At 42.4% G+C, this 19,348-nt stretch carries 21 protein-coding genes; 18 read left to right on the top strand and 3 right to left on the bottom strand.

Annotated elements, in window-relative coordinates; translation table 11 throughout:
* A partial coding sequence (locus tag B2575_RS02950) for a ribonuclease HII (protein ID WP_296240067.1) occupies positions 1-693 on the top strand: 693 nt, incomplete at its 5' end.
* A 242-nt stretch (positions 694-935) separates the two neighbouring features.
* Positions 936-2,162, top strand: a complete 1,227-nt coding sequence (locus tag B2575_RS02945) for a CAP domain-containing protein (protein ID WP_296240066.1) — start codon at positions 936-938, stop codon at positions 2,160-2,162.
* A gap of 286 nt (positions 2,163-2,448) precedes the next feature.
* Here the strand turns inward: B2575_RS02945 and B2575_RS02940 are convergent, their stop codons facing one another.
* The gene (locus tag B2575_RS02940; protein WP_201553902.1) at positions 2,449-3,114 is read right to left on the bottom strand and encodes a DUF924 family protein; all 666 of its coding nucleotides are present in this window, start codon (positions 3,112-3,114) and stop codon (positions 2,449-2,451) included.
* Between the two features lie 90 nt (positions 3,115-3,204).
* Here B2575_RS02940 and B2575_RS02935 point away from each other — a divergent pair, with 90 nt between their 5' ends.
* On the top strand, positions 3,205-4,443 hold the full coding sequence (locus B2575_RS02935; RefSeq protein WP_296240065.1) for a carboxynorspermidine decarboxylase: 1,239 nt from the start codon (positions 3,205-3,207) through the stop codon (positions 4,441-4,443).
* A gap of 285 nt (positions 4,444-4,728) precedes the next feature.
* Positions 4,729-6,003 (top strand): saccharopine dehydrogenase family protein, encoded by a 1,275-nt coding sequence (locus B2575_RS02930; RefSeq protein WP_201502124.1) that lies wholly within the window; start codon positions 4,729-4,731, stop codon positions 6,001-6,003.
* Between the two features lie 104 nt (positions 6,004-6,107).
* On the opposite strand, the gene htpX is transcribed toward B2575_RS02930, so the two are convergent.
* The gene (gene htpX, locus B2575_RS02925) at positions 6,108-7,022 is read right to left on the bottom strand and encodes a protease HtpX (RefSeq protein WP_201502123.1); all 915 of its coding nucleotides are present in this window, start codon (positions 7,020-7,022) and stop codon (positions 6,108-6,110) included.
* Between the two features lie 325 nt (positions 7,023-7,347).
* On the opposite strand from htpX, the gene B2575_RS02920 reads away from it, so the two are divergent.
* The 4 genes from B2575_RS02920 to B2575_RS02905 all read left to right on the top strand — a co-directional run bounded on the left by B2575_RS02920 (position 7,348) and on the right by B2575_RS02905 (position 9,425).
* On the top strand, positions 7,348-7,809 hold the full coding sequence (locus B2575_RS02920; RefSeq protein ID WP_201502122.1) for a methyltransferase family protein: 462 nt from the start codon (positions 7,348-7,350) through the stop codon (positions 7,807-7,809).
* A 61-nt stretch (positions 7,810-7,870) separates the two neighbouring features.
* A complete protein-coding gene (locus B2575_RS02915; protein ID WP_045446391.1) occupies positions 7,871-8,200 on the top strand; it encodes a DHCW motif cupin fold protein in 330 nt (109 codons plus the stop codon).
* A gap of 73 nt (positions 8,201-8,273) precedes the next feature.
* Positions 8,274-9,080 (top strand): PhzF family phenazine biosynthesis protein, encoded by an 807-nt coding sequence (locus B2575_RS02910; RefSeq protein WP_201502121.1) that lies wholly within the window; start codon positions 8,274-8,276, stop codon positions 9,078-9,080.
* Between the two features lie 12 nt (positions 9,081-9,092).
* A complete protein-coding gene (locus tag B2575_RS02905) occupies positions 9,093-9,425 on the top strand; it encodes a YnfA family protein (RefSeq protein ID WP_201502120.1) in 333 nt (110 codons plus the stop codon).
* Positions 9,426-9,513: 88 nt separating this feature from the next.
* On the opposite strand, the gene B2575_RS02900 is transcribed toward B2575_RS02905, so the two are convergent.
* Positions 9,514-9,636: a hypothetical protein gene (locus B2575_RS02900; RefSeq protein WP_020443648.1), complete on the bottom strand. Its 123-nt coding sequence runs from the start codon at positions 9,634-9,636 to the stop codon at positions 9,514-9,516.
* Positions 9,637-10,033: 397 nt separating this feature from the next.
* Here B2575_RS02900 and B2575_RS02895 point away from each other — a divergent pair, with 397 nt between their 5' ends.
* The 10 genes from B2575_RS02895 to lptB all read left to right on the top strand — a co-directional run bounded on the left by B2575_RS02895 (position 10,034) and on the right by lptB (position 19,344).
* Positions 10,034-10,657, top strand: a complete 624-nt coding sequence (locus tag B2575_RS02895; protein ID WP_055124932.1) for a 6-pyruvoyl trahydropterin synthase family protein — start codon at positions 10,034-10,036, stop codon at positions 10,655-10,657.
* Positions 10,650-11,174, top strand: a complete 525-nt coding sequence (gene tsaE, locus B2575_RS02890; RefSeq protein WP_296240064.1) for a tRNA (adenosine(37)-N6)-threonylcarbamoyltransferase complex ATPase subunit type 1 TsaE — start codon at positions 10,650-10,652, stop codon at positions 11,172-11,174. The genes B2575_RS02895 and tsaE overlap by 8 nt, the downstream gene beginning before the upstream one ends.
* A 90-nt stretch (positions 11,175-11,264) precedes the next feature.
* Positions 11,265-13,133, top strand: a complete 1,869-nt coding sequence (mutL, locus tag B2575_RS02885; RefSeq protein WP_296240063.1) for a DNA mismatch repair endonuclease MutL — start codon at positions 11,265-11,267, stop codon at positions 13,131-13,133.
* Between the two features lie 89 nt (positions 13,134-13,222).
* Positions 13,223-14,371, top strand: a complete 1,149-nt coding sequence (gene miaA, locus B2575_RS02880; RefSeq protein WP_045453054.1) for a tRNA (adenosine(37)-N6)-dimethylallyltransferase MiaA — start codon at positions 13,223-13,225, stop codon at positions 14,369-14,371.
* Positions 14,372-14,842: 471 nt separating this feature from the next.
* A complete protein-coding gene (gene hfq, locus B2575_RS02875; protein ID WP_201502117.1) occupies positions 14,843-15,376 on the top strand; it encodes an RNA chaperone Hfq in 534 nt (177 codons plus the stop codon).
* Positions 15,377-15,591: 215 nt separating this feature from the next.
* On the top strand, positions 15,592-16,584 hold the full coding sequence (locus tag B2575_RS02870; protein WP_201502116.1) for a KpsF/GutQ family sugar-phosphate isomerase: 993 nt from the start codon (positions 15,592-15,594) through the stop codon (positions 16,582-16,584).
* Between the two features lie 84 nt (positions 16,585-16,668).
* Complete coding sequence (locus B2575_RS02865) at positions 16,669-17,235, top strand: KdsC family phosphatase (protein ID WP_060491184.1); 567 nt, start codon at positions 16,669-16,671, stop codon at positions 17,233-17,235.
* Positions 17,232-17,816 (top strand): LPS export ABC transporter periplasmic protein LptC, encoded by a 585-nt coding sequence (lptC, locus tag B2575_RS02860; protein WP_201502115.1) that lies wholly within the window; start codon positions 17,232-17,234, stop codon positions 17,814-17,816. The genes B2575_RS02865 and lptC overlap by 4 nt, the downstream gene beginning before the upstream one ends.
* Positions 17,817-17,906: 90 nt before the next feature.
* Entirely contained in the window at positions 17,907-18,485 is a 579-nt protein-coding gene (gene lptA / locus B2575_RS02855) for a lipopolysaccharide transport periplasmic protein LptA (RefSeq protein WP_296240062.1), read from the top strand.
* Positions 18,486-18,564: 79 nt separating this feature from the next.
* The gene (gene lptB, locus B2575_RS02850; RefSeq protein ID WP_045452843.1) at positions 18,565-19,344 is read left to right on the top strand and encodes an LPS export ABC transporter ATP-binding protein; all 780 of its coding nucleotides are present in this window, start codon (positions 18,565-18,567) and stop codon (positions 19,342-19,344) included.
* Positions 19,345-19,348 lie beyond the last annotated feature (4 nt).

Here is a 19,348-nt window from a genome sequence, read left to right as displayed (position 1 = left end):
CAAGGCTTACAGCAGTCAACGCTACAAATAGGCGTTGATGAAGCAGGACGTGGGCCGTTGCTCGGTAGCGTCAATGTGGCTGCTGCGATATTGCCTAAAACTTGGTCAGGATTGATTGAGATGCAGCCATTAAAGGACACGCCATTATCTATCTTGACCGACTCCAAGCAGCTGAGTGAAAAGAAGCGTGACCGACTTTATCCATTGGTTCAGCAGCATGCTATTGGTTATGTTGTCGCCGAGATCCCAGCAGCGGTCATCGATCAAGTCAATATCTTGCAAGCGACGATGCTCGGTATGCGCTTATGTACCGAAGTGTTGTTAAAAGCCATTGCTCATCCTCTTGTCAACTCTATGAGGCAGGTCGAAGTTTTATTCGATGGTAATCGCTGCCCTGAATTAAATGAGTCAATGCTCGCTGAACTGGGTATAGAAAAATCGACTATCGATTGCCAAGCATGGGTAAAGGGCGATGCGCGTCATACCAGCATTGCAGCGGCAAGTATATTGGCTAAAGTCAGCCGTGACAAAGCCATGTATGCGCTTGATGCTGAGCATCCAGAATATGGTATCGCCAAACATAAAGGCTATCCAACACGCGCACACATGGAGGCAATCGAAAAATACGGCGTATTATCTGCGCATAGACGTAGTTTTGCACCAGTGAGAAAGTCATTAGAGAAAGCCACTTAACAATACACGTTAAGCTGAGCATGCTTCTTTAAAATAGCCTAAGCGGACATAGTCATGACTAAAAATAAGACAGTCTATAATGAACGTATCAGTCTTCAACAAACACCAAGTAAAAATTTTTGGACTGTATTACAATGCAATTACAAGTAAATTCAATACTGTAATATTAGCAGCTTGTGTCCGCATACTTAACGCTGGCTTTTATTGACTTATATACGCGCTACTATTCTATAGGATAAAAAATGACGCTCAGTACGCTATTAATCAGTACGCCACAGAAAAATCTTGCTGCAGTGCTTTTTTTGACAGTATTCATAACGGCTTGTGGTGGGGGCGGTGGCTCTGATAGCAGCTCTAATACCAATGCGCCAAGTCCGAACCCACCTGCTATCGAGCCAAACGATCAGCCCAATGATAATACAAGTGACAATTCAAGCGATAATGTTGGCGACCAACCTGATAGCACTACTGCTACTAATGAGGTAAAGGCTGCATTAATTGCCAACAATAAGTTCAGTTTGGCACGTACCAGCTGTGGTCTGAGCGGTTTATCTGTAGATACCGCGCTTGATGATGTTGCCATTAAACATGCAAATTATATTAAATATGTCTTTGCCAATAGCTCACCGACCGCATTCAGCGCGCATTATGAAAATAAGATTGCAGATATTTCGGGTGTTACCAGTAGCAATAATCCATTTTTTGGTGGGTTAAGTTTTACCGATCGCTTATCAAACGCAAATTATCCAAATGTACGATATGGTGTGACTGAGAATATCGCCCAATCTATCTACTATAGTTCAGCAGGCAATCTTATTCGCTCGGATGTTGTGGCAGGCTCGATGGCAAAGTCCCTGCTGGCAGCACCTTACCATTTGCGTTCATTAATGATGCCTAGTGCAAGCGTCACGGGTACTGGCGTGGTTATCTATAAGCCATACAATAAAGAGGCGGCGAATAACCAAGGTTATGTCTTGGTCAACCATGCAGCAGCGACCCAAGCAACTAAAGATAATACGGTTAAAGGCGTATTTACTTATCCATGTGAAGGCGTGACGGATACAGTAACCGCGCTATACAATGAGACGCCAGATCCTGTCAAGCATACAGGGCGTGACTTGCGAGTGGATCCTATCGGACAACCTATTTATATCAATATGCCATCCGCTCAAACGATTGATATCAGCAATGTAACATTCCATGATATCCAGCGAAATATCAATGTACCGATTGAGCTGCTAGACTATCGCCAAGATCCCTATAAAAATACGGCAAATGCACTACCAGCAAACGAGGCTTTTATATTACCAATCACTGATAATTTAAGAAGCTGCCAGATTGGCAGTAAAAAAGACAAAAACTGTGGTTTACATGGCAACAGTGACTACCGTGTCAGCTTTGATATTTTAGTGGATAATAAAACTATCGAGCGTGAGAGCTTTACCTTTACGACAGGGATAGTGAATTAATAATTAGGTGAACTAAGACGTGCTCTTAATCTGAATAAAAGCACCAATCTGAACGAAAGTACATAAAGAGTAAGTATAATAAAGCAAGGGCTGAACCAGTTATCTGATTCAGCCCTTGCTTTATTATAATAGTCAATCCCTTGCACTATAAAAATTTCGGCGTTCATCTCGCTTGAAACATTATATATGCCTATAATTAGTTGCCTTGTACTTCACCCTTATTTTGAGTTGAAGTAACTATATTACAATAAATCATATTACAATCAATCATATACATATATAAGCGCTAAAACGACGAGTTCGGTTGTTGCAAGAAGGCTTCTTCTTCATCCGTTGACTCGCGATCTAAAATGTCATTGCGATGCGGATAGCGACCGAATTGCTCAATGATATCTTTATGACGATTTTCGAAATCCAGCGTATTGTCATCATGTAATTTTTCAAACAATGGTAAGTAGCGTTTATGGATCACCAATGATTCAGAGTGCATAAATGGCATGATGATAAATTTGCGCCATTCAGTCGGTAATGTATCAAAGTATGGTTGTCCAATAGCCTCTTGTGCCAATGCGATAGCCATACTATCTTGCGCAAAAGCGCCTGCTTGCCCGCGACATAAATTACGCGAAAACTGATCTAAGACAATAATTTCTGCCAGTCTGCCTGCCAACGCCGTGATGGAGCTATTGCTATCCGTCGGCGCTTCTGCGATACGCCATGTCACGCATTCACCTTGCTTGGCAGCGTGCCAGATGTCACCGAATTTATCTTTTATCTGCGTATCAAAGTCATCATTTTGCGCAAACCAATATTGCTCATTGTCTTTGTCGAACCAAAACTCCAGTACTGCACGCGCATTAGCATCAAGATGCTCTAAATGAATATTTTTTGGGTCGAGCTGCGATGAATAAGCTTGGCTAGTAGCAGTGGAATAATCGGTTGATAGTGACATAAGATATTCTAATTATGATGAATTTAGTCTACTATAGCGCAAATATTTATGTCTGTCATGATGCCAACAGCAGCTATTAGGTAACCTCTTATGAATGCAAAAACTTCGCTAAACACTACCCAATCATCTCTACCGCCCACGCCTTATTATTTGCTCGATGAAGCGGCAATCGTTGCCAATATGCAGATTACCTCGCGGTTGTGTGAGCTATCAGGCGCTAAAGCATTATTGGCGCTCAAATGCTTTGCCACTTGGGGCGTGTTTGATGTGATGCAGCCTTATTTGCACGGCACAACGTCATCGTCACTCAATGAAGTGCGTTTGGGCTACGAGACTTTTGGTAAAGGTAGAGACAGTGATAATAAAAAAGAAACTCATGCTTACAGCGTTGCCTATAGTGCAGATGAGATTCCTGAAGTACTAAAATACGCTGACAAGATTATCTTTAACTCTATCTCGCAACTCAATGCATTTGGGTCACAAGCGCGTTCGAAAAACATCCCTGTTGGTCTACGATTGAACCCTAAGACCAGTAATTCATCGTTTATCATCGCTGATCCTGCGCGTCCTTTTAGTCGTTTGGGTGAACATGATAAAAACAAGATTACAGCGGTACTTGATGACATTACTGGGGTAATGATTCATAACAACTGTGAAAATGACAGCTTTGAAACCTTTAGTGCCAGCTTGGCAGATATCGAAGACAGATTTGGTGATGTTTTAGCGCAGCTTGAGTGGGTGAGTTTGGGCGGTGGCATTCATTTTATCGCGCCTGATTATCCACTAGAAAAACTGGCAGACAGGTTAAAAGGCTTTAGTGAAAAATATGATATACAAGTTTATTTGGAGCCGGGTGAGGCCAGTATTCATGGTGCTGGGTCATTGGTCACTACCGTCTTAGATACTATGCACAATGAAAAAAATCTCGCTGTAGTAGATTCATCCATTGAAGCGCACATGCTTGATTTGTTAATTTACCGTGAGTCAGCGCCGATAGCGGCTGTTAATAGTGATTTAATGAATATTGCCTCTCTTGATATCGACCCGACCAATATCGTACCCATCAGCGAGAACGCTAAGTCAGCTGATAATACGATTGTTTATGGTCGTTCTTGTTTGGCGGGCGATATCTTTGGTGAGTATGCCTTGCCAAATAACCTAACAATAGGTGATACCCTAACCTTTGGTAATGCCGCAGGTTATACCATGGTGAAAAAGAACTGGTTCAATGGTGTTAATATGCCCGCGATTGTGATTCGTCGTCTAGATGGCAGTATAGATGTGCAGCGCGAATTTGATTATCAAGATTACAAAGTCAGCTTGTCTTAGTTTAGTTGTGTCGATAAATTAATTTAAATTTTACAAAACAAAGACTTGAGTTCGTTTTTAGATGGCTTCAATTCGTCTGTTTTTTATACATTATTTTTACCGATGTCTTCATAAAAATTGTTATAATCGCCACGGGCAAAAGCCAACAATCAAATGGTGCTTTGCCCGACGGGTGCGTGGGTTTTCCTCGGTCTTCCTTTTTAATTCACGCATATCATTCACTCGTTTCTGTTTTGACTCGCCACTATCGATGGTATCGACAGAGACACAAAGGAGGATTGTTCATTGAACACAAACCAACAAGCCAAATCTAGCAAAAAAGACGTACTCATCATCGGAGCCGGCGGTGTCGCTCAAGTGGTCGCGCATAAATGTGCGATGCATAACGATATCCTTGGCGAGATTCATATTGCCTCGCGCACGAAAGATAAATGTGATGCTATCGCCCAAAGCGTGAAAGATAAGAATAGCTTCAAGCAGCCTGCAGTATTGCATACGCATCAAGTGGATGCTATGGATACTCAGGCGCTGATACAGCTGATTCAAGAGTCGGGTATCCAAATCGTCATCAATGTCGGTTCGGCATTTATCAATATGACGGTATTGGAAGCTTGTATCGAGACAGGTGTTGCTTATATCGATACTGCCATTCACGAAGATCCACGCAAGATTTGCGAGACGCCGCCATGGTATGACAACTATGAATGGCAGCGCAAACAGCGCTGTGCGGACAATAATGTCACGGCGATTTTAGGGGCAGGATTTGACCCCGGTATGGTCAACGCCTATGCGCGTCTTGGCTATGACATGATGGATGCAGGTTCGGTGACGGATATTGATATCATTGATATCAATGCTGGCAGCCACGGCAAATACTTCGCTACTAACTTCGATCCTGAGATTAACTTCCGTGAATTTACTGGTACGGTCTACTCTTGGCAGGACAGCAAGTGGCAGTCTAATAAAATGTTCGAAGTGAAGCGTACTGACGATTTACCAGTGGTTGGCGTGCAAAACAGTTACTTAAGTGGCCATGATGAAGTGCATTCGTTATCCGCCAATTTAGACGTACCAAATATTCGTTTTTGGATGGGCTTTGGTGAGCATTATATTAATGTATTCACTGTGCTACAAAGTTTGGGTCTACTCTCTGAGCAGCCGGTGATGACTGCTGAAGGGCAAGAAGTAATTCCGTTAAAAGTGGTCAAAGCGGTACTGCCAGACCCAAGCTCTCTTGCACCGAACTATACGGGCAAGACCTGCATCGGTGACAAAGTCAAAGGCAAAATCAACGGCGTTGATAGCGAGGTATTTATTTACAATATCTCAGATCATAAAGACGCTTATAACGAAGTTGGTAGCCAAGGTATTTCTTATACCGCAGGCGTGCCACCCGTCGCTGCTGCCATACTGGTCGCAACTGGTGAGTGGGATGCTGGCAAGATGGTCAACGTCGAAGAGTTGGATGCCAAGCCATTTATCAATCTATTGAATAAGATTGGTTTGCCAACGCGTATCAAAGATAGCGAAGGCGACAGAGCATTAGCGTTTGATATTTAAATAACGAGTTTGATTTAGAAAAGCCTATCTTTTATAGATAGGCTTTTTTTATGTCTGGGTTTTTACGTTAATTTTACGAGCAGGTAGGGGAGCTGATCCTGTCATTACTCCTCACTAGGATTATAATTTCTCAACGCCGCAATACGGTCATCCAGCGTTGGATGTGAGCGGAAGAGGTTCGCGATACTAAAGCCCGTAGATTGTCCTGATGAGATAGCAAATGCCTTCATACTCTCAGGCATTTGATCTGGACGCTGCTCAGAAGGACGCAAGGCATCAAGCGCACTAATCATTTTGTCTTTGCTAGCAAGTTTTGCTCCCATCTGATCGGCACGGAATTCGCGTAGACGCGAGAACCACATAACGATGGCAGAAGCCAAAAATCCAAGCAAAATATCCATCACAATACTCGTGATGAAGTAACCAATACCTGGGCTATCACTGGTGTTTTTAAACACCGTCCGATCGACGAAGCTACCAATGATACGCGCAAAGAACATCACAAAGGCGTTTACCACCCCTTGGATGAGCGCCAGCGTGACCATATCACCGTTTGCCACGTGACCAATTTCATGCGCCAATACCGCTTCTACTTCATCAGGCGTCATGCTTTGCAATAAGCCAGATGAAACAGCGACCAACGCTTTGTTTTTATTCCAGCCTGTGGCAAACGCATTTGGCTGAGAATTATTAAAAATTCCTACTTCTGGCATGCCAATATTTACCGCTCGCGCTTGTCTAGCGACCGTATCTACAAGCCATTTTTCAGTGGCATTGCTTGGCGTTTCAATAACCACCGTTCCCGTTGATCTTTTGGCCATCCACTTCGAGATAAATAGTGATACCATCGAACCAACCATGCCGTATACGCCGCACATAATGGCAAGACTGGTGTAATTTAACCCGCCCGCACCATGTACGCCGCCAATTCCAAAAAATCTGGATAAAATACCAAACACGATGCTAAATACCACGATCACCGCTAAGTTGGTTAATAAGAACAATCCGATACGCATCATGATGCCAGTTTCCTCATTTAAATTTAAATAGAACTTTAAGACATAATACTCTATGAGGTATTATATTTTTATATATGTTTTTACTTTACATAAATGGCGTTATTTTGATAAATAACAATCCCAGTTAACCGTATAAATACAGTGATATGGTTAGCGAGCAAAGAATAAAAATAAAGGATAGCGACATCTAAAAGGTAAAAATAATTATTTTTTGATGGTTTAAATAGTCAAGGGCTAAAAGTAAAAATTAAAACGAAAATAGTGAGCAGGTATCATGAGCACTCACTGTTGAGGTTCATGATTTGACGCTCTATGAGGTCTAATCATGAACGCTCTAGCACTTAAAGTCCCTCCAGTCGCCCAAGTGATTATTACCGCCGCTGCTATGTATGGTGTCTCTAAAATGGTTCCTGCTTTGACGTTCTCACTCAACGGCTCAACTGCACTGGCAGTGGGTTTGGGTGTGATGGGTCTGAGCTTAGGTATCATGGGTGTGACTCAATTTAGAATCGCTCAGACCACGCCCAATCCGCAAGCGTTAGAGCAGGTCTCTAGTTTAGTGACCAGCGGCGTATATCAGTATAGCCGCAATCCGATGTATGTGGGTTTGGTGCTTATATTATTAGGCTGGGCGTTCTATCTTTCTCACTTTCTGGCGTTTGTACTATTGCCCATTTTTATACTTTATATAACGCGCTTTCAAATCCAGCCAGAAGAGCGAATGATGGCACAGAAATTTGGCAAAACTTATCAGGATTATCTCAATAAAGTGCGGCGCTGGATTTGAGGTATAGTAAGTAAAGATTTTATGATAAATGAATGAACAATAAAATCAGGGAGATGACGTTATGGAAATGAAAAATATACCTTTTGCTATTACCGATTGGACGACAGTAGAAGCGGTAGAAAACAGAGGTGAAACGGGCACGGGGTATTGGAAGACTTGCGAATTTAACAATATCAATGTGCATATGGTTGAGTACTCCGCAGGCTACCTTGCCGATCACTGGTGCGATAAAGGACATATTTTATTCTGTGTTGAGGGCGAGCTGAACACCGAACTAAAAGATGGGCGCACTTTCACCTTAACAGCGGGCATGACTTATCAAGTGGCGGACAATACGATTGCCCATCGTTCGTCAACGAAGATAGGCGCTAAGCTATTTATTGTTGATTGATATTGCCAGTAACACCATAAAATTCATAAAGCTATAAAACCATAGATCTATAAAAATAAAGCGAGAACATAAAATGCAACTAGAAATAAATGTCGTTGATGCTTTTACGGATACCGTTTTTAAAGGCAATTCAGCGGCGGTTATCATTACAGATAATTGGTTAAGTGATGATTTGATGCAGTCTATCGCTTTTGAGAATAATTTATCTGAGACAGCTTTTATTGTGGTTGATGACAAAGACATTTGTCATATCCGCTGGTTTTCACCATTCACTGAGATTGCATTTTGTGGACATGCAACGCTAGCGTCAGCCTTTGTGTTATTTAACAAAAACCCCAATGTAGAAAACATTAAATTTTCAGCCAAAGCGGTTGGTGTTTTGACCATTGTGCAAACAGACGATGGCAAGATACAAATGGACTTTCCTAATACTAAGCCTGAGAAAGTTGACAATATCCCTGATAGCTTGCTTGCAGGACTATCTATTGCACCCGTTGAAGTCTATAAAAATACTCAAGCCTATTTTGTGATTTATAATGCTGAGTCCGACGTCTTAACAGTAGCACGTGATAACGAGCAGCTAAAACAGCTTGCGCCTTTAGATGTGGTGGTGACTTGTCAGGCTAAGTCTGCTGACTACGAAAACTATGATTTTATTTCACGTTATTTTTGGCCAGCCAATGGTGGCGATGAAGACCCAGTGACGGGTTCAGCTCATACAGGGCTTGCACCTTTATGGGCTGAGCGTTTGGCTAAAAATAACTTGGTCGCTTATCAAGCATCACGTCGCGGCGGGGTTCTAGACTGTGTGGTCGCTGGCGATAGAGTCATTATCTCTGGTCATGCCGTACAGTATATGACAGGATTTATCACCGTTTAGGAGTAGATGGTTTTGACTGAATTAAAAACCGTTGGATTGTTCGCACTGACCGCATTAGCAGAGATTGCGGGCTGCTATTTGCCTTATCTTTGGCTGCGAGAAGGTAAATCTATTTGGCTGCTTGTCCCTGGCGTACTAAGTCTGGTCGCTTTCGTTTGGCTGTTGTCTTTACATCCTACCGCAGCTGGTAGAGTCTACGCGGCTTATGGCGGCGTGTATATTTCGATGGCTATTTTATGGTTGTGGGCGGTGAACGGTATCAGGCCGACCACGTGGGATATAGTAGGTTCTGCGGTTGCGTTATTAGGCATGGCAATTATTATGTTTGCGCCGCGCGGTGCTTAGCATAAAGACCGCACCTAGCATAAAAAATGCCAATCAAACCGTGAGGTTCGATTGGCATTTTTTAAATGGCACAATGATACACTAAATATTAATGTTTACCTAAGATACTGCCGTTGTCGTCTTTCTTAGATTGTTTGGCGGCTTTTTTCTCTTTTGCCGTTAATAGCGGTTTCTTTTTTACGTTCTTTTTACTGTCTTGACCTTTACTCATGGTTTTTTCCTCTTGAGATAAGCCGTAATACCTTTTAAGCCAATGTAAATAGCTGAAAGGTTAGATTAACGCTGATGACGCAAATAGTGCGTACTGCAATGAGTATATGCTTAAGGGGTCGCAATAGATAGCGCTAGCACAATTCACCTACGATTTGAGTCAATCCTGTATCCATCCCTTGTTTAATACTACTTTTCAAAAATTTGTCTGATAAATAAATTTTATAAGTAGATTTTCGATGCCATGAATTTATTTAGTCAATACTGCTATTAATAAGTGCTTACTTACGGAGTCATCATGATTTGCTATAATAAGCCACAAGCCGATAAGTCGTCGCGGCAAACTTTTATAATATTCATATTTAGCATAAAAATGCTTACTGTTTTGGTTGATTGTTATGCGTATCCGTAAACTTTTTAAATTTGAAAATGCACATATTGTGCGTAATTGTAGCTCTGAGCGCTGCAAACACTCTATCCATGGTCATAGTTATCAGATTGAGCTGATTCTTGAGGCTAAGCGCTTAGATCATGGGCAAATGGTCTATGATTTTGGCTTATTAAAATCGTCTATCAAGGACATTATCGATAGCTTTGATCACGCGATTTGTTTTTGGAATAAAGACGACCCTGAATATGTCGCTGCCTGTAAAAAATTCAGTGCGCGCTGGATAAGCTTGCCAGTATCGCCATCGGCAGAGCAGTTTTCACGCGTGATATTCTTTTGGGCGCAAGAAATTCTAAAACAAACCCAAATGCAAAACGGTGAATCTGATGTCAGCGTTTACTCGGTGATTGCACACGAAACCGCTACTGGTTACGCGCAGTGCTTTGCTGATGATGTGGCGAACGAGCAAATGGGTAAGCTTCATCTAGAAGCGTTTGAGTTTAGCGATCAAGTCAGTGCCGAGTGGCACGACCCTGAGCTATATGCCAAATTGATCCGCGGTGAAAGCTTTATCAACCCAACGGTGACTATGCAGGTACAGACGCAAGTGCAGGCAGGTAAGCCCGATGCCTAATAGTACAACAGAGGACAAAAATGCTAAGACGCTGACACTGTATACAGAAGCCGATACTCAGCGTTTGGCTGCACAATTGGCAGCTTTACCTTTGACAGGTAGTGTCTGGTTGGCAGGTGATTTAGGGGCAGGTAAAACGACTCTGACTCGCTATTGGTTGCAGGCGCTCGGGCATGCAGGTGCCGTCAAAAGCCCGACTTATACCTTGGTTGAGCCTTATAGCATCGAGCAAACAGACGGCTCGATCAAGCCAGTTTACCACGCGGATTTGTATCGTCTGCAAGACCCAGAAGAGCTGTCTTTTATCGGTTTTGATGAATATCTGGATGAGCCCAATGCGTTGGTTGTCATCGAATGGGCAAGCCGTGCGGACAGCTATTTACCGCCGCCCACCTTGTTTATTAATATGACGCAAGCTACTAGCACTGATAAGGATAATGAGTCTCGTCAAGTTGAGCTGCGGCTATCGAAGGCTGGACAAGCGCAAGGCTTGGATTTATCCTTTATTAAGATTTAATTATACATTTGAATGTTCAATAGACCCTAATATAAATCATCAATATCTGCCAGTACTACTTATCATCACGTAAAACAACGATACCTCTTAATGCCGCAAATGCCAGACAATCATTCTTATACTCGCATCAAAAAACTATCGCCGCTGCTCATCAATCAATTGGCAGCGGGTGAGGTAGTGACACGCCCAGCAGCCGTAGTTAAAGAGCTGCTAGAAAATGCCATTGACGCTGGTGCGACTAATATTGAGATACATATTACTCAAGGCGGCATGGGTATGATTGAAGTGGTCGACAATGGCGTGGGTATTCATCCCGATGATATGGTCATGGCAATTACCCGTCATGCAACCAGTAAAGTCGCGGATGTCGCTAACTTACAAGGTATTACGACGTTGGGTTTTCGCGGGGAGGCGTTGGCGGCGACGGCGGCAGTATCTCGGCTGACTTTAACCAGTAGCCATGATGACAGTGGCATCGGTCGCCAGTTGCAAGTCGCGGGTGTGTTAGATGATGCGCCAAAGCTTATGCCAGTTGTGCATCATCGTGGTACGACCATTACGGTTAAGGATTTATATTTTAATGTACCAGCACGCCGTGGCAATTTGAAATCTATTGCGACGGAGTTCGGTTATATCGAAACGATTGTGCGCGAAGTAGCTTTGGCGCGAGCAGATGTGGCATTGGCGCTCTTTCATGACCATAAAAAACGGTTGTCACTTTCTTCAAGTGCGATGTCTTTAAGTACGATGTCTTCAACTACAAGGCTTTCAAATTCAAAGTCTTTAAGTGCCGTTTCTACAAATGCTAATGGCAATAATAATGTCAATCCTTTGCCATTGGCACGTCTTGAGCAAGCGACTGGGTTGTCGTTAACCAAAAAGGCGTTAGAAATAGCGATAGACCTCACCAGTTTAATACAGCCATCTAGAGAGTATGCTAATAATGGTTTTGCCGATCAAGCAAGCATTAAGGGTTGGTTATGGCCTATCACTGATTCGCAGGATACCTTACCAAAGTTAATCTATGTGAATGGCAGACTGGTAAAAGAAGCATTGATAAGCAATCAGCTACGCCAACTTGCCCAAACTGCTCAGTTGGTAGGAATTGGCTATGCGCTTTATTTTGATTTGCCCACTCAGTGGCTCAATATCAATGTGCATCCCTCTAAACAGCGTATCAAAATAAGTCCGCTCAATAATATTATGGCGCATGTAAGCCATGCGATTCGGACAAAACTTAAGACAGTAGTGACTACAGAGACGATCAGTTCTACTAATGCTAATGATGCTATTCAAATACTAGGTAATAGTCAGATAGTAGATAGTAATCTGTCTATCGATAATGCATTCGCTACTGTAATGCCAAACACATCAACGACCATAATGCCAAACACATCAACGACCATTCATTCAAGCAAAAGCCATCAGGTAAAAGCGCCCAAACAATCCTATCAGTTGTCAGAAGATAGGTATTCGCCTCAAACCTTAAACGTACCAAGTGTTTCTGAGAAAATAAGTCAAAACACCAGAGGTATCGCTAACGATGTCGCAATACATTCGATATCTTTGCCTTATTGCCTAGACGTTGTTACTCATTTAAATGAAGCATTAACCGAATCTGTTGGCACAACATATAGTGAGAATAAAGCACTGCCTTGGCTATTGTTTTATCATCAAAGCCAATGTGTATTGATCGGTGCAGAGAATTGGCAATCAAAGATGCGTTCATTATTTGAGTCAAGTTTACTTAGCAATAGGGAATATAAAAAAGATCAATGGTTGCACAGTGCAAATGACATTAATCAACAACTTGCCACCGTGAGCATGCAGATGTCAAAGCAAGATTTGATGGTGTTCTTGGCGGATATCGACGCGTTACTGACTCAGCATGCGATTAAAGCGATAGATGGTAATCAACTAGCAACATTGATGCTATTATCTGCGCCTGAGTCAAGATAGCTATAACGACAAAAAAATATAATAAGCAAATTTTAGCAATGACAACGCTCAAGTTTATTGCTACTAATATCATTAATAAAGGCAAGCCTATGCAACTTTCATCTGACAGCTCATCTTATCGCCTAAACGCCAATTTAGCAGATAATAGCGTGGTGTGTTTGATGGCGCCGACAGCAAGTGGCAAGACTGCACTGGCTTATGAGTTATATGATACAGGGCGTTATGAGCTAATTTCAGTAGATTCAGCGCTGATTTATCGTGATATGAATATCGGTACGGCAAAACCAACCGCTATTGAGTTGGCGCGTTATCCACATCATTTGGTTGATATTATCGATCCTATGCAGAGCTATAGCGTCGCCGAATTTGTGAATGACGTTGCCGGTTTGATTGATAGCTGTCACGAGAATGGCAAAATACCGTTGCTGGTTGGCGGTACTATGATGTATTACATGGCACTGCTAGACGGGCTATCTCCAGTACCTGACAGTGATGATAGTGTTCGCGCACGTGTGGAGCAGTGGCGGCAAGATGAAGGCATTAGTGCACTATATGACTATTTGGGTGAGATAGATCCGATTAGCCATGAGCGTCTTAATGCGACGGATACTCAGCGTATCACCCGAGCAGTTGAAGTTTATCTGCAAACTGATATCCCTATAAGTGAATGGCAGCGAAAGCCCAAGCAGGCATTGGCAAATAATCCCAATCAGCAATGGCATGCATTGACAGTCATGCCTGATCGTCCATGGTTGCATACACGTATCGAGCAACGTTTAGATATCATGTGGAATGACGGGTTGGTGACTGAGGTCATTGGTCTGCTGGAGCGCTATCCTTTAACACCAAATCTACCATCTATGCGCTGCGTTGGTTATCGACAAGTACTAGAATACCTAGTACATATCGATCACCCAGTATTTGAACAGCCTCATCTAGACAAAGCGCAATTTTACAGTACTTTTGAAGTGCTCCAGTCTTCAGCTCAATCAAGCTTGTCTGATGGTGCGACCGAGGCACTTGCTTGTCAGCAAATGCAAAATAAGGCATTATATGCGACAAGACAATTGGCAAAACGTCAGTACACATGGTTACGCAAAGTTATGCAATTGCCTAGTACTTCCATGAATGGGGCGATAGCAGCCGATACCTTTAGCGAGGAAGGCTATTCTATAGACCGCAATATGGTGGTAAAAGCATTCACGACGATGGCGCAGGCAAGAGACTATTTATATTAAATCTATCAATGATACTAAAGCCATCAGTTATAGCAAAACCACTATCGCCCCAAAATATGGTATGAGTTAATACCTTATAAATACAATATGGTGTACTAAAAATATAGTATTGCAAAAAGCTCTATGCAACTATTAGAAAGTAATGACAATTAGTATCAAAATATATCGTAGATAGCTGTTATAATTTAAATTCATCAAAATAGTAGGTGTAGTATTAGCCTAACTGTTTTTTTAATCAATATTAATTGACGTTTGTTGATAAAAATAACTAATGAAACAACTAGTTACTTAATTATTTACAATAATAATGTATTCGCGATAAAGTGGAATCACTTAAGAACAAGTAGCGTTTATTTAGATACGTTTTATAAAGAAAATTTATTATTGTATCTGCCGTTAGCCATTATAATTAAATTAACACTTAAAATAATTGGCACTAAAACATAATTAATAATATTTAGGAGAGCTCTCATGTCAAAAGGACAAACTTTACAAGATCCGTTTTTGAACTCGCTGCGCAAAGATCGCATTCCTGTCTCTATTTTTTTGGTCAATGGTATCAAGCTGCAAGGTCAGATTGAATCATTTGATCAGTACGTGGTATTGCTCAAAAACACTGTCAGTCAAATGGTATACAAACACGCTATCTCAACCGTCGTGCCGGCACGTAATCCACGTAGCAGTACGACAACGACAGGTACGAGTACTCAATCGCAAAGCGCTGCTCCAGCAGGTTATCAAGGCGGCGGATTTGAACGCGGTAGTAATCCTGCTAGCACAGGTGGCTTTGAAGAGCGCGGTTTTGCGTCTAATCGCAGTGGTTTTAATCGTGGCGGCTTTAGCCAAGGTCAAGATCGTGGTTTTGAGCGTGGTAGCTTTGGTCAGAATCAGGAGCGTGGCTTTGAGCGTGGCGGTTTTGGTCAAGACCGTGGTTTCGAAAACCCAGCAGAAAATACGGGTTTTGAGGAAAAACCAAATGATGGATCTAATGATAACAATGGTTAGAGAGCAAGATTCATTATCGAAGGCGCATTACTAATACGTGATTTATCCGATCAAAACCTGCTTTTTATAGTGGGTTTTTTTTGTATAAATAAACGTATAATAATGGTCTAAAATGACGTGCCGAATTGTTAGCGATTGGTTTCGTAGATTATTATTAATATTGGGCATAGTATAGTAAAATACAGTATTGATTCATTATAAAATAGAGCGAATCCATGAGTAATACCCAAATCAATCTAACCCATGAGCAGTTTATTAGTAAGGCTATCGAAGCGATTAACACTGAGATATCGGCATTGGCTTTACTAACAGAGCAGATAGACGATAGGTTTGCACAAGCATGCGATATTATTTTGGCTTGTAAGGGTCGAGTCGTGGTCACTGGTATGGGTAAGTCAGGATTGATTGGGCGTAAAATAGCGGCGACGTTTGCCTCTACTGGCACGCCAGCCTTTTTTATGCATCCTGGTGAAGCTGGGCATGGCGATTTAGGCATGTTGGTAAAAGGTGATGTATTGCTTGCTATCTCTAATTCTGGTGAGTCCGATGAGATTAAGATGCTGCTGCCAGTGGTCAAATACCTAAATATTCCACTGATTAGTATTAGCCGTGATAAGCGCGGTATGTTGCCTCGTGCCGCGAACATTGTATTGACGCTCGGTAAATCGCAAGAGGCTTGTCCACTTAATCTTGCTCCTACTTCCAGTACCACGGCGACCTTAGCGCTTGGCGATGCATTGGCCGTTGCCTTAGTCCATGCGCGCAACTTTACCTCAGAGGATTTCGCATTATCGCATCCAGCAGGCGCATTAGGTCGTCAGCTGCTAACGCGAGTTGAAGATTTAATGCATACTAAGTCAGAAGATTTGCCGCTCATTCATCAGCAAGCGCCACTGCAAGAAGCGCTTTTTACTATGTCTGCTGGGCGCTTAGGAATGACGGTGGTGACCGATGATAATGATAAGGTGGTTGGGGTATTCACAGATGGTGACCTACGCCGTGGTCTAGAAAAAGGCATCGATTTGCAAACGCCGATGAGTGAAGTAATGGTTAGTAATCCACGGCGCATTAGCAAGACCATGCGCGCATCAGACGCGCTCAGTGTGATGAATGAAAATGGTATTAGCCAGTTGCTAATTATTGACGACCAAGATCGTTTAGAAGCAATTATTACGGTACATGATTTGCTACAAGCTGGTGTAAAATAAATAGCATTAATAAAGATATCGGTTTGTACAGTATAGATTTATAACAATAAAATGTAAAAAATAGCCTTAAGAAAGAGGGATATGATGCAAGACTTAATCAAAAAAGCCGGACAAGTAAAGCTGTTGATAATGGATGTCGATGGTATTTTATCAAACGGTCAAATTATCTATGATGCCAATGGTATCGAGACCAAGGCCTTTTCTGTCCATGATGGCGTAGGCGTTAAGTCGTTAGCACGTTATGGCATTTTGACGGCTATTATTACAGGTCGTAGCAGTGCCATGGTAGATAAGCGCGCCGCGGAAATGGGCGTTAATTATGTGGTGCAAGGTCGTGATGATAAGCTGGTTGCTTTAAATGAGCTGCTAACCATACTTGATCCAGCGCTCAATATCACGGCTGCTGATTGCGCTTATATGGGCGATGATTTACCAGACATTAAAGCAATGCAGACCGTTGGATTTGCTGCAACAGTACCCAATGCGCATGCTGAAGTCATCAATCGCAGTGACATGGTCACCACCCGAGCAGGTGGCACTGGCGCTGTACGTGAAGTATGTGACCTCATTTTGAAAGGTCATGGACACTATCAAGACTTCATCGCGCACTATACGCTTGATGCAGCAAAAACTCAGGATAATTTGTCGTGAATACTCGTGTTTTAATAGTTCTTGCCTTGATTATTGCTGGTATTGCAGGTTGGTTTTTTCAACAGCAAGGAGAGATAGCGCCGCCAGTTAGTATGGAAGCGACCGATGTTGATTATGAAGCAACAGATATCAAAGCGGTACAAACTAATGAGAAAGGCGAAACTGAGTATGAGCTGACTGCCAAAACATTGACGCACAATCCAGAGACCAATTTAGACGAGATGTCAGGCATCACTATGAATTGGGAGCCATCGGCAGAGCAGCGTTATCGTATTGAAGCGGGTAGTGCTGCTATCAGTCAGCAGACGGGTGAACTCAGCTTGTCAGGGGGCTTTTCACTGGTCAGTGAAGGCAATAAAGACACGCCAGATATTGAACCGATAAAGGTGACAGGTAGTATCCTTAAAGGCAATACTAAATCAGGGCAAGTATATAGTGACGCGCCTGTTAAGATTGAACAAGGCATGAATCGGTTTGAAGCTTCTAGCATGACTGCCAACCTTGAGACCGGTGAATATGAGTTTGGTCAAGTTGCCGTCGCTTTTACTCCAGCTGAACGCCAAGATAAAGCATTGTTTTGATCGCAATAACTCTTATTGACTATGTAATAAAAATAGCAGCTAGCATAAAGTTTGCAAATCCTACTACCCATTATAAAACGAGTGATTTTTATGACATCTAAATTTTTGCCTACTTTGCGCTCATCATTAGCACGCTTCAATCTAACATCGTGCCGCTTGCGTCAATTACATGTGCTGCCAACGGTTATACTGCTGGCACTGCCACTTTACAGTCATGCGCTGCCATCAGATGCTAATCAAGAAATCAAACTATTGGCTGATAAAGCGACCTATAGTGAGCGTACAGGCGTTACCAGCTATTCGGGTAGTGTCATTATCACTCAAGGTACGTTTAAAATGACCGCTGATAACATTACGGTTAATCTATCACAGGGTCGCAGTATCAACTCGGCAGTAGCGACCGGACGCCCTGCAACCATGCAACAGGTGGTCACACAAGAAAAAGGGCTGGCAAAAGGTCAAGCCAATAAGATTGATTATAATGCGATCACGGGTATTGTTACTTTGACGGGTAATGCCAAGTTGGTTCAAAATGGCGCAAGCTTTGCGGGTAATGTCATTCGTTATAGCCTAAAAGCTGGTGATGTTGAAGCAACTGCTGGCGGTAATCAGCGCGTAGAGTTGGTGTTTCCTCCCAGTAGTAATGGTAGCCAAAGTAGCATCCGCTAAAAAGCTGAATGGTTAATGTAACTGTATCAACACCCCTTAGTGTATCAGTGCTTGAATTCTGCAACCGTATGAGTAAGTTATGAGTGATAATAAGAATACAAACCCTTTGGCAACCAACAATAACGCAGCACCTGCGACGCGACTATCAATGCAGAATTTAGGCAAACGCTATGGTAAGCGCTGGGTTGTGAAAGATGTCTCTTTCTCCGTAGAACAAGGGCAAGTCGTTGGTTTATTAGGTCCAAATGGTGCAGGGAAGACAACCAGCTTTTATATGGTAGTTGGGTTGGTCAATATGGATAAAGGCCGTGTCACTTTAGGAAAAATGGATCTGTCTAAATATGCCATGCATGAGCGTGCGCGTGCGGGTATTGGTTACTTACCACAAGAGGCGTCTATTTTTCGAAAATTGTCTATCGAAGACAACATCTTAGCTATTTTAGAAACTCGTAAAGAATTAAATAAAAGCGAGCAAAAGCAAGAGCTGGAAAAACTAATCGGTGAATTCCATCTAGAGCATGTACGAAAATCATTAGGCATGAGCGTATCAGGTGGTGAGCGTCGTCGCTGTGAAATTGCCCGTGCATTGGCGGCTGACCCAAAGTTCATTTTATTAGATGAGCCATTTGCAGGCGTGGATCCTATCTCTGTTGGTGATATCAAAGACGTTATTTTGACCCTCAAAAATCGTGGTATTGGTGTTTTGATTACCGATCATAATGTTCGCGATACCTTGGCTATTTGTGAGAAAGCTTATATCGTTTCAGAAGGTGCTATTATCGCTGAGGGTACTTCTAGTGAAGTGTTAGAAAATGAATTGGTGAAAGCCGTTTATCTGGGTAAAGACTTTCACGTATAAATGA

The sequence above is a fragment of the Psychrobacter sp. UBA6739 genome, from assembly GCF_002453835.1.
In the GTDB taxonomy this organism is placed as follows: domain Bacteria; phylum Pseudomonadota; class Gammaproteobacteria; order Pseudomonadales; family Moraxellaceae; genus Psychrobacter; species Psychrobacter immobilis_A.
Note: the sequence above shows the minus strand (reverse complement) of the source record. Positions and strands in the feature narration are given on the sequence as shown.